We start from the raw sequence: 15,701 nt of genomic DNA, 5'->3' as shown, positions 1-15,701 counted from the left end.
AATGAGAAATACTTTACTTTTAATCATCTCCGTAGTCTGCACCCTATTCGCAATTAGCTGTAGTAAAGATGACAACTCTAGTGACTTTGCCAATACTCTTAATGTTAAATTTGTCGCTTCAGTATCACAAGAAAACACCAATCTTAATATTCCTCTAGAAGGTACAACAATAGAGTTTACCAATAGAGCTAATGGGAATAAAAACACAGTAACACTAGACAATCAAGGTATTGCAACAGCAAACTTAAGAGTAGGAAATTATAATATCATCGCTAAACTAACGATGAGTAAACAAGCCTATAATCAATTAATCGACTCTTCTCAAAGCAATGAAGAAAAAATAGAAGAAGATTCTATTACTTTCACTGCTAATATTGACAATCTAGCAGTGACTGATGCTAATGAAATCAAAATAGAATTACAGATGAACAAGACTAGTCAATCTGGTCTAATCTTTAAACAAATATTCTACGCTGGTTCTAGTTTACAAGATGGCTCCGGGTATAGAGATCAATTTTTAGAAATCTATAATAACAGTACCGAAACCTTATATGCTGATGGAATATTATTAGTAATGCTCCACAATACTACTAACAGTCAAGCTACAGGTTCTGATGATTCAAGCTACTTACCTTCTCGTCAATACGATTGGACAAAAGCAGCTGAAAACACAGGAAAAGGAGATTTAAACAAGGACTATGTATATGCTAAAAAAGTACTTCAATTTCCAGGCGGAGGTTCACAATATCCAATAGAGCCAGGTAAAAGTATGATTATTGCTTCTACAGCTATTGACCACACTAAAAACTTCGTCATTGGTAAGCCATCAGAGTTTGTAGATCCTAATAAGACAGTCGATTTAAGCAAGGCTGATTTTGATGTTTATGTTTTAGATTATTTACAAAAAGAATATGGCATTGATATTACACAAGCGAAGTATCGCTATAACCTTAATACTGTAGGTATTGCTAAAATGAAAGTCATTAAAGCTCAAAATAGTGACTTAGCTATGCGTTTTGCTACTGATGATGGAATATTACTAGTACAGTTACCAAAAGATATAGCAGTAGAATCATTCCCTACAGTCAAAGCTCCTAAAAAGAATGACTCAACACAGTGCCTAAGAATTCCTGTTGAATACATTATTGACGGAGTACAGGTTAGACACTCTAAAGACAGTCGTGTAGCTCCACGTAAAGTACCTGAATCTGTAGATAAAGGAAGTACTTTCGTACCAAACGGAACTTACTCTAGTCAATCTTTATTGAGAAAAACGAGATATAAATTAAAGAATGGTCGTCGTGTACTGCAAGACACTGATAACTCTACAGAAGATTTCGTAGTGATAGAAAAACCAATAGTATCTAAAGGAGAAGACTCTTTTACTAATTAATCCCATGAGAAAATTATCAATCTTTATAAGTCTACTTTTTAGCCAGATTTTAAGTGCTCAGAATCATTCTGAGTACTTAGATCTTTGGTATATTCAGAAGAATCAACGTGCTTATGTCCCTAAACACATACTTTTCTTAAATGATCAAACAGAAGAATTTGGAAAGTTAGCCTTAGACTACAACAAGGCAAAAGGTGACTACAGAAAAAGTCAAGAAGCAGAAAATAGTAAAGACTTTAAGTTCTCAGCAGAAGGCTTTACAGATATTCATAGATTTAAAGTATATGGCAACTTTGCTTATGACAAAACATTTGAGAACCACTTAGCGAATGATCTTAGAAGAAAAAAAGAAGGCTTTAATCCCTTTTATTTCTATGCTAATCACCCTAATAATTTTCAGAATCAACAGTATTTAGCCAATACAATGATGAGTTATGAACTAGTCAAACAAAAACTATTCATTGGGTTCGGTTTAGACTTTGATTACAATTGGACTACAGGTAACAATGACCCTAGACCAGATGTAGTTAACTATTTTATCCGTTATAAAGCAGATGTAGCTTGGCATATTCATAAACATGCTATCGGTATTGGTCTATCTTATGGAAAGATGACAGAAGAAAACAATATCATGTATAAAAACAATGAATACAAAAGTAGCAACAAATACAAAGAACGCTTTCTTAATATCAGTTTAGGGTATGGAGATATTGTTCTTAGCGATCAGAATCTTCTGTTAGATCGAAAAGCAAAAGAAAATGCTTACAAGTTTGCATATCAATATTCTGGAGAAAAAATAAAAATAGCAGCATTAGCTCAAAAAAGTTATTATGACGAAAATGCAGAGCTTAATAAATATAAACAAGGGTTTGATATAACAAATAGATTTAAACAAGAGCAATTACTTCTACAAGGAATGTTAACTTATACTTCTTCAGTTCAAAATCAGTATCAAGTCAATCTAAAATACAGTAACTATGATGGAAAAAACTTGAGACTAATAGAAGGGTTAAATTACAAAGTAGATCACTACAATATCAATGCTCAATTTATAGGTTCATTCTCTAATCTTTGGAAAGATACAGATTTACAAGTAGGATTAGATCACACATTATACTCTACAGTCCGTAAAGACTATGCTATCGGTGTCTATAGAGATGAGAAACAATTATTAAACAAGGTAATACTAAACACTATATTCAATCAACACAAACATTTCTATCAAGTTAATATTACCCCTTTATACAGATTCAAACTAACCAATGATTTAACCATTCCTGATACACAACACACTAATTTTACAGATCAGGTAATCATTCCTGATTATCACTATTACAATAATAATGCTTGGGGAGTACAAGGAGAATTAGGCTATGGCAATAGAACCTTGTTGAACCAATACAGTTTATATTTTGCAATTTCAGGTCACTTTTTAAAATCAAAGGACAGAGATCGTAACAGTATTAATCTAAGTTTAAAATTATATTTATAATGAATAAGGCTATCTATCTAGCTACACTACTACTGACCATTTTATTCTTAAGTTTTCATCGTTTAGACACATCATCTTCTACTTACCACTCTATTGAAGAGTTGCGTCATGCTTATGAGCGTCCTGCTTCTCTTTGGCCAACTCCTACTCTTGACAGTACAGCTGTATTTACAGAACTAGGGGCTCTCCTATCTCCTCCTCTGATTGATAAAAAAGATAGAAATAAAGTCGAGTTAGGGAAACTTCTTTTTTATGACCCTAGACTATCTTCTTCTAATAAAATAGCCTGTGCTACCTGCCATATAGATTCAGAACATTGGGCAGATAAAGAAACTTTAGCTATAGGTCATGAAGGATTAGTCGGAACTAGAAACACTCCTACTATAGAAAATGTATGGATACAAAAAGAACTGTTTTGGGATGGAAGAGCGAATAGTTTACAAGAACAACAGATGATGTCTATTGAGAACCATGTCGAAATGTTCCAAGACATAGACTCTTTGCCTGTCAAAATAGCAACTATAAAAGGATATCAAAAACACTTCAAGAAAACCTATGGTACAACCGTTATCACTAAAGACAGAATATTGGATGCTATTGCTCTATTTCAAAAGACTATTGTTTCTAACCCAACACCCTTTGACAACTTTGTAAATGGGGATTATCAAAGTTTATCTGATCAACAAGTACATGGATTACATCTATTTCGAACCAAAGCTAGATGTATTAATTGTCATAATGGACCTTACTTTACAGATTTACAATACCACAATGAAGGTTTTACTTTTTATAAGAGGAAAAGAGAAGATTTAGGAAGATATAATGTAACTCATAAAGCTGCTGATGTTGGTAAAATGAAAACACCAGGTCTTCGCAATGTCTTACATACAGGCCCTTGGTTTCATCAAGGTATATTTCCTACTATAGAGAGTGTGATTGGAATGTATAATGTTGGGATGAACACTCCTTACAGAAGAGAAGAATACAAAAACGATTCATTATTTCCTATTACATCCCCTTTAATTAAAAAGTTAGGACTAACAAAAGAAGAACAACTTGCTATAATTGCTTTTTTACAAGCCTTATCATCTAAACCTATGTTAATAGATAAGCCTAAACTACCTGAGAAATAATTTTATTTTATTCTCTCAATAAATCAATATCCCTACGACAGCTGTAACAAAAAGAATAAGGATAGGATGTATCTTAAACCTGATAGAACAGATAAGAGCCAGAATAAATAAGCCTATACTGTAATAATCAGAGAAGCTCTCTCGATCTATTAGTGATACAGCTGCTAGGGCAATCAAAGCTATACTCAATGGCTTAATCCCCATTAAGGCATATGAAAAATACTTATTAGATCGAAACTTTAAATAGAAATATGAAATCAAACAAATCATCATAAAAGAAGGTAGACAAAGGGCAATAGTAGCAATGACAGACCCGAGTATAGCTACCATAGGAGAATATCCCGCACCATGTAATGCACTATAACCAACATAAGTAGCCGAATTAATCCCTATAGGACCAGGTGTCATCTGAGAAACTGCTATAAGGTCTGTAAACTCTCCTCTACTGATCCACTGATTCTTCTCTACAACTTCTTCTTGAATAAGAGACAGCATAGCATATCCTCCACCAAACCCAAAAGTACCGATTTTTATGAATACCCAAAACAATTTTAAAAATATCATATCTTATGCTTTACTTTTTTCTCTTATACTATGATATACAATTCCTCCTACACATCCCCCTATTACAATCCAAATTGGAGACACACCTAATCCCCACATCATGCCTAGAGCTACTAAGGGAAATATCAACGTCTTTGCTGTCATATTATTAGCCTTAATAGCAGTATAACACGGTGCCGCGATGAGAGCTACTACTACAGGTCTGAGGGCTTTAAACGCCTTTATCACATAAACATTTTCTTGAAATCGACTAAAAAAAACTGCTATGAGAAGTATAATAGTAAAGGGAGCTAATATAGTGCCTAGTGCTGCGACTACTCCCCCTTTTACCCCGTTAATCTTAAACCCCACTAAGGCGGCTATATTGGTAGCAAACACACCAGGAAGAGACTCAGTTATAGCTAGAAGTTCATAAAACTCGTCCTGAGTTAACCAATCGCGAGAAACTATTTCTTTTTCGATTAATGGAATCACAGCATACCCCCCACCAATGGTAAAAAGTCCTATTTTAGTAAAGAGATAAAATAATTTGAAAAGCATGATTAAGAAGTTTTTTAATACAAAACAAAGCTTACAATATACAAAATCTCTCTTTTTTCACCTAATAAAACAGTTCTAAATCCCTTCCAAAAACCACTTCATTTAAGCAACAATTCCTTTTTATTACCTTAAAAATCGAATAACAACATCCCTTCTAATCCTGTGTATAAAGTGTAAAAAACACAACATAAAAGCCGTTCATCAAAATAATATTACAGTTTACAGCATTTTTAAGAATATTGCTAAAATTTGACATTTCTTATTTTGAAATTTTTTGTAATTTGCCGACAAACAAAAGAACACATGAAAAGACAATTCCATTATATACTATTTCTTATTCTACTAAGTGTTGGCACCTATGCCCAAAAGCTTGAGTTATATACCAATGATGGTAAAGAAGAATATCTAGGTTGCCTAAGCTGTGATGCCAAAGAGGCTAACTCTATATGGAATACCTATGGAACGTATGGGAACTTATACAGCCAAAAGTCAATTTGGAATAAATATGGCATCTATGGAGACCAGACCAGTAGCTACTCTCCCTGGAATATACATGCAGATAAACCTCCTATCGTAAAGAAAGACGGGATTATATATGGATACTTCAGTACCAATAAACACTTCGTAGGTAAGCGCGTAGAAGTAGAACTAACTAAGATGCTCTATGAATACTACCTAGACTTAAAAGAAGACCCTTCTAAATGGACAAAGGCTAAAGAAGTAGTGAAAGCTAAAGAAGTACAAACACAAAATGAAATTACCAAGAAATAAAAAAAAGCGATGGAGATCTCCATCGCTTTTTTGCTTTAAATCACCTCTTATATCTTATAATTCTCTTTCACGTAAAAACTAAATATTAATAGAAACAAACAAAGTACCTTCTAATACAATTAATCAAACAAATATTTACCTCCTGATAACCTTGACGTAACAACAACTTAATATATTAACTTTTAAACATGTAGGCACTGACTGTATATTTATATATATCCATCTGATATACTATATTTTATATAATAATTTAAGTTAATACATGTTTACTATGGTTAAAAAATTATTCCCCTTGTTGTGTGCTCTATTATGTGTTTTTTCACAACGTTATTATAGTAATATCTATTCGAAATCTGATAATTCCTCCTCCCATATCTCCCAAACAAATAACTCTAACTACAAATATTATAACTTCGTTTTTAAAGAAAAAACTGTAACCTATACAGGAGAGACATTTTATCATGAACCAACTAATGTTCCTCATAATGTAACGGTGAAGTATGATAAAAATGGCTTCGTTAATGCTGGTTCATATATTGTAAAAGCTTACTTTTACAATGAAAACAATATTTTAATTACAACAAAATCCGCTAGGCTTAATATTGACAAAGCTAGAATTACAGGTGTTACTTTACGAAAAAAAGAAGTTGTATATGATGGTTCTAAACATTCTCTGAAATAAGTGGAGAATTACCTGAAGGAGTCACTGCTACTTATCAAAATAACTCTCATACCAATGCAGGAGTGTATAAAATGAGCGTTCGACTAGCAGGAAAAAATCACATTACTAGTACTCGTTCTAACACCCTTACTATACTCCCAATAGATATATCGAGTAAATATACCTTAACTAGTCAGATGTTTGTTTATGATGGACAATCAAAGTCTATTTTCCTAAATCAAAAACTACCTTCTGGTCTTTATATATCTTATAAAGGTAATAATCAATCAGAAATAGGCTCCCACTTAGTGACTGCTACAATAACAGGTAGTAAAAATTACACACCAATTCCTCTAGAACTCAAAGCTACTATAACAATTACTAAAGAGGAAGTATCAGAAGAGCTTCCTGGTATAGAAAATATTACTTTTGAAAACCTTACCACTCCATACACTGGATCAACTATATCTATATTAGCTAATAATCTACCTGATAATGTTATTGTAAAATACAGTAAAAATGACTATCGAGAAGTTGGTCATTATCAAATAAAGGCTTCTTTCTATTTTAAAAACATTCTCCTTGGTACCAAAACAGCTTTTCTTACAATCGAAAAGGCTAGAATTACAGGAGTTACCTTTAATAAAACATCTGTTTTATATAATGGAGAACCTCATACTCTATTACTAAAAGGAGATTTACCTAATGGAGTGACTGCTATTTACTCTAATAACAAACACACTAATGCTGGTACTTACAAAGCAACAGTAAAACTTACAGGAGAAAATTATATTACAAGTACTAGAACAAACACTTTAACAATAACGCCAATTGACTTAACTCAAATTATTGAATTTAAAAGTCAAACTTTTAAATATGATGGGATTGTTAGGTTCTTAAAAATCACCTCTCCTTTACCTAAAGAACTAAAAGTATCCTATAAAAATAATGGACAGAATGCTATAGGAAACCATCAAATAGAAGCTACTATTACTGGTAGTGATAACTACACACCAATGCCATATAGAGTATCTGCAACTTTATCAATTACTAAAGCACAAGAAGAATTACCATCTCTTGATAGTGTAATCTTTGAACATAAAACAGAAACATATACAGGAGAGGTCATCTCGATTGACGCAACGAACCTTCCAAACTTAGTTACTGTAAAATATAACCAAAATGAGTACATCAATACAGGTGTTTATCAAGTAGTCGCTTCATTCTACTATAAAGACATCTTATTAGGAACTAAATCTGCTACACTAACTATCGAAAAAGCACGTATTACGGGAGTGAAGTTTAGCAAGAAAGAAGTAACCTACGATGGTAAAGAGCACGAGCTATTATTAGAGGGTGAACTACCTCTAGGGGTAACCGCTACTTATAAAAATAATAAAGCTACTAACGCAGGTATATATAAAGCTTCCGTTACCTTAACAGGAGACAACTATATCTCAAGTACGAGATCAAACGAGCTAATCATATTACCTACTGATATCACTCAATTAGTCGAGCTAAAAAGTGAGTCTTTTATATATGATGGTAAACCGAAGTCACTTACTATATCAGGGGAAGTCCCTCAAGAACTAACACTTAGTTATCAAAACAACAAACATACAGAAATAGGGAACCACACAGTAACAGCGACATTAGATGGTAGTTCTAACTACACTCCGATGCCTTATACCCTATCCGCAACTTTATCAATTACAAAGAAAGAGGAAGAATTACCTTCTTTAGACAAAGTGATTTTTGAGCATAAAACAGAGACGTACACTGGAGAAGTAATTACTATAGAAGCGACTAATTTACCAAATAACGTAAGAGTCTCTTATGATAAGAACCAATATACTGATGCTGGTGTTTATCAAGTAGTCGCTTCCTTCTACTTCAAAGACATCTTACTAGGAACAAAATTAGCAACTCTTACGATCGAAAAAGCACGTATCACTGGAGTAACATTTAGTAAAAAAGAAGTAACCTATGATGGCAAAGAACACGAATTATTACTAGAAGGTGAACTACCTCTAGGCGTAACAGTTACTTATAAAAACAATATTCATAAGGATGCAGGTACATATAAAGCTTCCGTTACCTTAACAGGAGACAATTATATCACAAGTACCAGATCAAACGAGCTCATCATACTACCTGCTGATATAACTCAATTAGTGGAACTAAAAAGTGAGTCGTTTATATATGACGGTAAACCGAAGTCACTAGCTGTTACAGGTGAAATACCTCAAGAACTAACGCTTACTTATCAAAACAACAAACATACAGAAATAGGCAATTACACTGTCACAGCAACATTAAGTGGTAGCTCTAACTATACGCCGATGCCTTATACCCTATCTGCTACACTATCAATTACTAAAAAACAAGTAGAACTACCATCCCTTGATAATGTATTCTTTGAACACAAAACAGAAACGTATACTGGTGAAGTAATTGCTATAGAAGCGACTAATTTACCAAATAACGTAAGAGTTTCTTATGATAAGAACCAATATACTGATGCTGGTGTTTATCAAGTAGTAGCTTCATTCTACTTTAAAAATATCTTACTAGGAACTAAGTCAGCTACACTGACTATCGAGAAAGCACGTATCACGGGAGTCAAGTTTAGTAAAAAAGAAGTAACCTACGGTGGTAAAGAACACGAACTGCTATTAGAAGGAGAACTACCTAAAGGAGTAATTGTTACCTATAAAAACAACAGAGCGACTAATGCAGGTACATATAAAGCTTCTGTAAAATTAGAGGGAGATAACTATATCACAAGTACGAGGTCAAACGAGCTCATCATACTACCTGCTGATATAACTCAATTAGTGGAATTTAAAAGCCAATCATTTATCTATGACGGTAAGCCAAAATCGCTAACCTTTACAGGTGAAGTACCTAAAGAACTAACACTTACTTATCAAAACAACAAACATACAGAAATAGGGAACCACACAGTAACAGCAACATTAAGTGGTAGCTCTAACTACACTCCGATGCCTTATACGCTGTCTGCGACTTTATCCATTACACAAAAAGAGGAAGAGTTACCTTCTTTAGAGGGTGTAATCTTTGAACATAAAACAGAAACATATACAGGAGAGACAATCTCAATTGAAGCTACTAACCTTCCTAATAACGTAAGAGTCTCTTATGATAAGAACCAGTATACTGATGCTGGTATTTACCAAGTAATAGCTTCCTTCTATTTCAAGGACATCTTACTAGGAACTAAGTCTGCTACACTGACTATCGAAAAAGCACGTATCACTAGAGTGAAATTTAGTAAGAAAGAAGTAACCTATAATGGTCAAGAACATGAACTTCTATTAGAAGGTGAATTGCCTCTAGGCGTAACCGCTACTTATAAAAATAATAAGGCTACTAATGCAGGTATCTATAAAGCTTCGGTAAAATTAGAAGGAGACAATTACATCACAAGTACGAGATCAAACGAGCTCATCATACTTCCTGCTGATATCACTCAACTTGTCGAGCTAAAAAGCCAGTCGTTTATATATGATGGTAAACCGAAGTCACTAGCTGTTACAGGCGAAGTCCCTCAAGAACTAACACTTACTTATGCTAATAATACACATACAGCAATAGGCAATCACATAGTAACAGCAACATTAAGTGGTAGCTCTAACTACACTCCGATGCCTTATACGCTGTCTGCGACTTTATCCATTACACAAAAAGAGGAAGAGTTACCTTCTTTAGAGGGTGTAATCTTTGAACATAAAACAGAAACATATACAGGAGAGACAATCTCAATTGAAGCTACTAACCTTCCTAATAACGTAAGAGTCTCTTATGATAAGAACCAGTATACTGACATTGGTGTTTACCAAGTAATAGCTTCATTCTACTTCAAGGGCATTTTATTAGGAACTAAGTCTACTACACTGACTATCGAGAAAGCACGTATTACGGGAGTCAAATTTAGTAAGAAAGAAGTAATCTACGATGGTCAAGAACACGAACTACTATTAGAAGGAGAACTACCTCTAGGAGTAACTGCTACCTATAAAAACAACAAAGCTACTAACGCAGGTACATATAAAGCATCTGTAAAATTAGAAGGAGACAACTATATCTCAAGTACCAGATCAAATGAGCTCATCATACTACCAGCTGATATCACTCAACTTGTCGAGCTAAAAAGCCAATCGTTTATATATGATGGTAAGCCAAAGTCACTTATAATATCAGGTGAAGTTCCACAAGAACTAACACTTACTTATACTAACAATACACACACAGAAGTAGGTAACCATACTGTCACAGCCACACTAAGTGGTAGTAGTAATTATACGCCGATGCCTTACTCTCTGTCTGCTACATTATCGATTACTGAAGCACAAGAAGAATTACCTTCTCTTGATAGTGTAATCTTTGAACATAAAACAGAAACATACACTGGAGAAGTAATTACTATAGAAGCAACTAATTTAACAAATAACGTAAGAGTCTCTTATGATAAGAACCAGTATACTGATGCTGGTGTTTATCAAGTCATAGCGTCATTCTATTTCAAGGACATCTTACTAGGAACTAAGTCAGCTACACTGACTATCGAGAAAGCACGTATCACAGGAGTCAAGTTTAGTAAGAAAGAAGTAACTTATGATGGCAAAGAACATGAGCTTCTACTAGAAGGAGAACTACCTCTAGGTATAACAGCAACTTATAAAAACAATATTCATAAGAATGCAGGTACTTATAAAGCTTCTGTAAAATTAGAAGGAGACAATTATATCACAAGTACCAGATCAAATGAGCTCATCATACTACCTGCTGATATCACTCAACTTGTCGAGCTAAAAAGTAAATCCTTTATATATGATGGTAAGCCAAAGTCACTTATAATATCAGGTGAAGTTCCACAAGAACTAACACTTACTTATACTAACAATACACACACAGAAGTAGGTAACCATACTGTCACAGCCACACTAAGTGGTAGTAGTAATTATACACCAATGCCATATAGAGTATCTGCGACTTTATCAATTACTAAAGTACAAGAAGAATTACCTTCTTTAGACAAAGTGATTTTTGAACACAAAACAGAAACGTACACTGGAGAAGTAATCTCGATTGAAGCAACTAATCTTCCTGACTTAGTAACTGTAAAATACAACCTAAATAAGTACATCAACACGGGTACATATCAAGTAGTAGCGTCATTCTATTTCAAGGACATCTTACTAGGAACTAAGTCAGCTACACTGACTATCGAGAAAGCACGTATTACAGGAGTGAAGTTTAGTAAGAAAGAAGTAACTTATGATGGCAAAGAACATGAGCTTCTACTAGAAGGAGAACTACCTCTAGGTATAACAGCAACTTATAAAAACAATATTCATAAGAATGCAGGTACTTATAAAGCTTCGGTAAAATTAGAAGGAGACAATTATATCACAAGTACCAGATCAAATGAGCTCATCATACTACCTGCTGATATCACTCAACTTGTCGAGCTAAAAAGTAAATCCTTTATATATGATGGTAAGCCAAAGTCACTTATAATATCAGGTGAAGTTCCACAAGAACTAACACTTACTTATACTAACAATACACACACAGAAGTAGGTAACCATACTGTCACAGCCACACTAAGTGGTAGTAGTAATTATACACCAATGCCATATAGAGTATCTGCGACTTTATCAATTACTAAAGTACAAGAAGAATTACCTTCTTTAGACAAAGTGATTTTTGAACACAAAACAGAAACGTACACTAGTGAAGTAATTGCTATAGAAGCGACTAACCTTCCTAATCTAGTTACTGTAAAATACAACCAAAATGAGTACATAAACACAGGTACATATCAAATCATAGCATCATTCTACTTCAAAAATATCCTACTTGGCACTAAATCAGCTACACTGACTATCGAAAAAGCACGTATTACTGGAGTCAAATTTAGTAAGAAAGAAGTAACCTACGATGGTAAGGAACATGAGTTACTATTAGAAGGGGATCTGCCTTTAGGCGTAACAGCAACTTATAAAAACAATATTCATAAGAATGCAGGTACGTATAAAGCTTCTGTAAAATTAGAAGGAGACAATTATATCACAAGTACTAGATCAAACGAGCTAGTCATATTACCTGCTGATATCACTCAATTAGTCAAGCTAAAAAGCAAATCATTTATTTATGACGGTAAACCAAAGTCATTAGTCATTACAGGTGAAGTACCACAAGAATTGACGCTTACTTATCAAAACAACAAGCATACAGAAATAGGCAATCATATGGTAACAGCTATACTTAGTGGTAGTGATAACTATACACCAATACCTTATACTCTGTCTGCTACATTATCGATTACTGAAGAGCAGGAAGAACTCCCTACATTAGATAATATAATTTTTAAAGATATAGTTGCTATTTACAGTGGTCAACCCTACAAGATTATTGCTACAAACCTTCCTCAGGATGTAACTGTAAAATACAGTGATAACTCCTTTACTAATTCAGGTGTTTATATCATCACTGCAGACTTCTATTATCAAGATATTTTATTAGGACATAAAAGAGCAACGCTTACTATAGAGAAAGCTCCCATCACTAGTGTAAAGTTCAGTAAAAAAGAAGTTAATTATACAGGTACAGCACATCAGCTCCTACTAGAAGGAGAGTTACCTCAAGGAGTAAAAGCAACCTATCAAAACAATAAACACATTGATGCAGGAGAATATAAAGCTTCCGTAAAACTAGAAGGAGACAATTATATCACAAGTACTCGTACAAATCTATTGATCATTCGACCAGCAGATCTGACTAGATTAGTGAGCTTAAAGAATCAATCGTTCAAGTATGATGGACAGCCAAAATCTTTAAATATAGAAGGGCATATACCTCAAGGGCTACGTATTACTTATCAAAACAATACGCATACAGACATTGGACACTATACAGTTACAGCCACATTAGAAGGAAGTAGTAACTACACTCCTATGCCTTATACAATGACGGCAATATTAGCCATAAGCCACGAAGGCGAAACTCTACCAATGCTGGACAACGTTATATTTGAGAACAAATCAGTTACTTACAATGGTAACTCTCATAAACTAGAAGCATACAATATTCCTAATGAAGTCAATGTAGAATATGACAGAAACTACTATGACAACGCAGGAGAATATAGTATAAAAGCTTCTTTCTATTATAAATCAATACTTATTGGTACTAAAACAGCCAAATTAACAATAGAGAAAGCTAAACTAACTAATATCACATTTAGCAAACTTATAGTGGATTATACAGGTAAACCTCAGAAGATCTTAATCAAAGGAAAACTGCCTAAAGGAGTGACTGCCACTTACGAAAATAATATTCACACAGACGCAGGCATTTACAAAGCTAGTGTTACACTAGAAGGCGATAATTATATTACTAGCAAACGCACAGCTAATCTTACAATCAAGCCACTTGATATACACAAATTCATTTCATTTCCTAACCAAGCTTTTGTATATGACGGTCAACCTAAAACACTTACCTTGACAGGAAACTTACCCCATCCTCTAAAAGTGACTTATGAAAACAATACACATACAGAAATAGGGAAATATCAAGTAAAAGCGACCATTGAAGGAAGTAGTAATTATGCTCCAATGCCTTATGTAATAACAGCAACTTTGGTCATCAGAAGTGATGATGAAGCAGCTGATATAGTTGAATTATCTATTAATGAACAAGTGTTTAAAAACCCAACCAATAAGATAACATACATCTTGCCTTGTGGAGAAAAATATGCTCGAATAGAGTTTAATGAATTAAGTGCAGGAGCTTTTATCACTAACAACATAAAAGAGGAATACTTATTACATTATGCAGGTACGTTTACAATTCCTGTAACAGTTAAATCTGAATCACAGACACTCACTAGAGAATACACAATAGAACTAATCAGACCCGTACCTTTCGAAAAAGTAGCGATAATGAAGCCTGATAATTCTTTTGTCATTAATATGAACTCAGCCACAAACGGAGGTTTTAACTTCACCTCATTTAATTGGTATAGAGATGATATGCTAGTGAGTACAAATAACTATTATGTAGCAGGGGCGTACAGTGATATCAATAACAATAATCAAGTCAAACATCACTTAATACTGACAACGGATAAAGGAGAAAAAGTCTATACCTGTAAACAAATTATAGAGATCAATAATACAAACAAGGTCAAACTGTTCCCAAATCCAGTAGATCAGAACAAAATAATCAATATTGTTTTTGATATGGATAGAACCACTTTTAGTCCTGCTAGACTAGAAATATATTCTATACTAGGAAACAAGGTATTAGAGGCAGAACTTCCCAACCGAGAGAACAGTGTTCACCTCCCACCACATTTACAAAGTGGTAAATACATCGCAGTTATTCTAATCAATAACGAAAAGAAAATTATCAACTTCATCATCAAATAATTTTTTACTTTCTGTTTATACTTCCGAAAGGTTGAATCTCATCACTGAGTTCAACCTTTCTTTTTTTAATAATCTCAGTAAATCCTACTACACCTCTTTTGTCATTCTGAGCTTGCGAAGAATCCCATCCTACATGATTGTAGAGTTACCTGTGAGACCCTTCCTATCGTAAGTATGACATAGATAACGGATTAGTAGTTCCGTGTTATATGATTAACAATTAATATTTCCAGTTGTAATCATTCTGAGTCTACGAAGAATACCATCCTATACATCCACTCCTAATGTCCATTCTGAGCCTGCGAAGAATCTCATCCTATAGAGAAATACTAGTGAGATAATTACATACACTACCCTCACAGAATTACCCCAAAACTTAAAAACACTTTTTCTTCTTTTCGTTCTGATTACAGTCAAAAAATAAGAATACCCTCTCTAATTTCTCTTCTTTCCTTCACTTGTCTCCTCTTGAAGAAAACCAATCCTGCTAAAAGGTTCCTTTTTTCTAATTTTTTTTAATTGCACAAAAACATTATAAGTTGTATATCAGTTATTTATTAGAAATCCTAATTATACCAACTACTTGACAAGGTCAGTAAAAATACACTACAAGAGCCTTTCCTTGGACAATAGTTGGAGAATACTAGGACAATAACGGGGTTAAAGCAACTTTTGCCCAATAATA

8 protein-coding genes are annotated in these 15,701 nt (G+C 33.8%); 6 read left to right on the top strand and 2 right to left on the bottom strand.

The window, feature by feature from the left end; translation table 11 throughout:
- Window position 1 precedes the first annotated feature (1 nt).
- Genes MYRA21_RS12215 through MYRA21_RS12205 form a run of 3 tightly spaced genes read left to right on the top strand, consistent with a single transcriptional unit; the run spans window position 2 to window position 4,018 of the window.
- The gene (locus MYRA21_RS12215; RefSeq protein ID WP_006259260.1) at window positions 2–1,393 is read left to right on the top strand and encodes a DUF4876 domain-containing protein; all 1,392 of its coding nucleotides are present in this window, start codon (window positions 2–4) and stop codon (window positions 1,391–1,393) included.
- Window positions 1,394–1,397: 4 nt separating this feature from the next.
- Window positions 1,398–2,885 carry a DUF6850 family outer membrane beta-barrel protein gene (locus tag MYRA21_RS12210; protein WP_006259261.1) on the top strand — a complete coding sequence of 496 codons (1,488 nt, stop codon included), beginning with the start codon at window positions 1,398–1,400 and terminating at the stop codon, window positions 2,883–2,885.
- Window positions 2,885–4,018 (top strand): cytochrome-c peroxidase, encoded by a 1,134-nt coding sequence (locus MYRA21_RS12205; RefSeq protein ID WP_006259262.1) that lies wholly within the window; start codon window positions 2,885–2,887, stop codon window positions 4,016–4,018. The genes MYRA21_RS12210 and MYRA21_RS12205 overlap by 1 nt, the downstream gene beginning before the upstream one ends.
- Window positions 4,019–4,033: 15 nt before the next feature.
- Here MYRA21_RS12205 and MYRA21_RS12200 read toward each other — a convergent pair whose 3' ends face one another.
- Window positions 4,034–4,582 (bottom strand): chromate transporter, encoded by a 549-nt coding sequence (locus tag MYRA21_RS12200; RefSeq protein ID WP_006259263.1) that lies wholly within the window; start codon window positions 4,580–4,582, stop codon window positions 4,034–4,036.
- Between the two features lie 3 nt (window positions 4,583–4,585).
- Window positions 4,586–5,122 carry a chromate transporter gene (locus tag MYRA21_RS12195; RefSeq protein ID WP_006263287.1) on the bottom strand — a complete coding sequence of 179 codons (537 nt, stop codon included), beginning with the start codon at window positions 5,120–5,122 and terminating at the stop codon, window positions 4,586–4,588.
- A 303-nt stretch (window positions 5,123–5,425) separates the two neighbouring features.
- Between MYRA21_RS12195 and MYRA21_RS12190 the strand changes: the two genes are divergently transcribed.
- From MYRA21_RS12190 to MYRA21_RS12180, 3 genes are all read left to right on the top strand, one after another.
- A complete protein-coding gene (locus MYRA21_RS12190; RefSeq protein ID WP_006259265.1) occupies window positions 5,426–5,893 on the top strand; it encodes a hypothetical protein in 468 nt (155 codons plus the stop codon).
- A 271-nt stretch (window positions 5,894–6,164) separates the two neighbouring features.
- Complete coding sequence (locus MYRA21_RS12185; protein WP_144246097.1) at window positions 6,165–6,575, top strand: hypothetical protein; 411 nt, start codon at window positions 6,165–6,167, stop codon at window positions 6,573–6,575.
- A gap of 71 nt (window positions 6,576–6,646) precedes the next feature.
- Window positions 6,647–15,016: a T9SS type A sorting domain-containing protein gene (locus MYRA21_RS12180; protein WP_144246096.1), complete on the top strand. Its 8,370-nt coding sequence runs from the start codon at window positions 6,647–6,649 to the stop codon at window positions 15,014–15,016.
- Window positions 15,017–15,701: the final 685 nt, after the last annotated feature.

The sequence above is a fragment of the Myroides sp. A21 genome, from assembly GCF_000807225.1.
GTDB classification, from domain to species: domain Bacteria; phylum Bacteroidota; class Bacteroidia; order Flavobacteriales; family Flavobacteriaceae; genus Flavobacterium; species Flavobacterium odoratimimum.
The sequence above is the reverse complement of the archived record's forward strand: the minus strand, read 5'-3'. Positions and strand labels throughout refer to the sequence as shown.

Bases quoted from the DNA above. Each gene is read 5' to 3' on its own strand.
- MYRA21_RS12185 (WP_144246097.1), top strand. From the start codon at position 6,165: ATGGTTAAAAAATTATTCCCCTTGTTGTGTGCTCTATTATGTGTTTTT.
- MYRA21_RS12180 (WP_144246096.1), top strand. From the start codon at position 6,647: ATGAGCGTTCGACTAGCAGGAAAAAATCACATTACTAGTACTCGTTCT.
- MYRA21_RS12215 (WP_006259260.1), top strand. From the start codon at position 2: ATGAGAAATACTTTACTTTTAATCATCTCCGTAGTCTGCACCCTATTC.
- MYRA21_RS12190 (WP_006259265.1), top strand. From the start codon at position 5,426: ATGAAAAGACAATTCCATTATATACTATTTCTTATTCTACTAAGTGTT.
- MYRA21_RS12210 (WP_006259261.1), top strand. From the start codon at position 1,398: ATGAGAAAATTATCAATCTTTATAAGTCTACTTTTTAGCCAGATTTTA.
- MYRA21_RS12200 (WP_006259263.1), bottom strand. From the start codon at position 4,582: ATGATATTTTTAAAATTGTTTTGGGTATTCATAAAAATCGGTACTTTT.
- MYRA21_RS12195 (WP_006263287.1), bottom strand. From the start codon at position 5,122: ATGCTTTTCAAATTATTTTATCTCTTTACTAAAATAGGACTTTTTACC.
- MYRA21_RS12205 (WP_006259262.1), top strand. From the start codon at position 2,885: ATGAATAAGGCTATCTATCTAGCTACACTACTACTGACCATTTTATTC.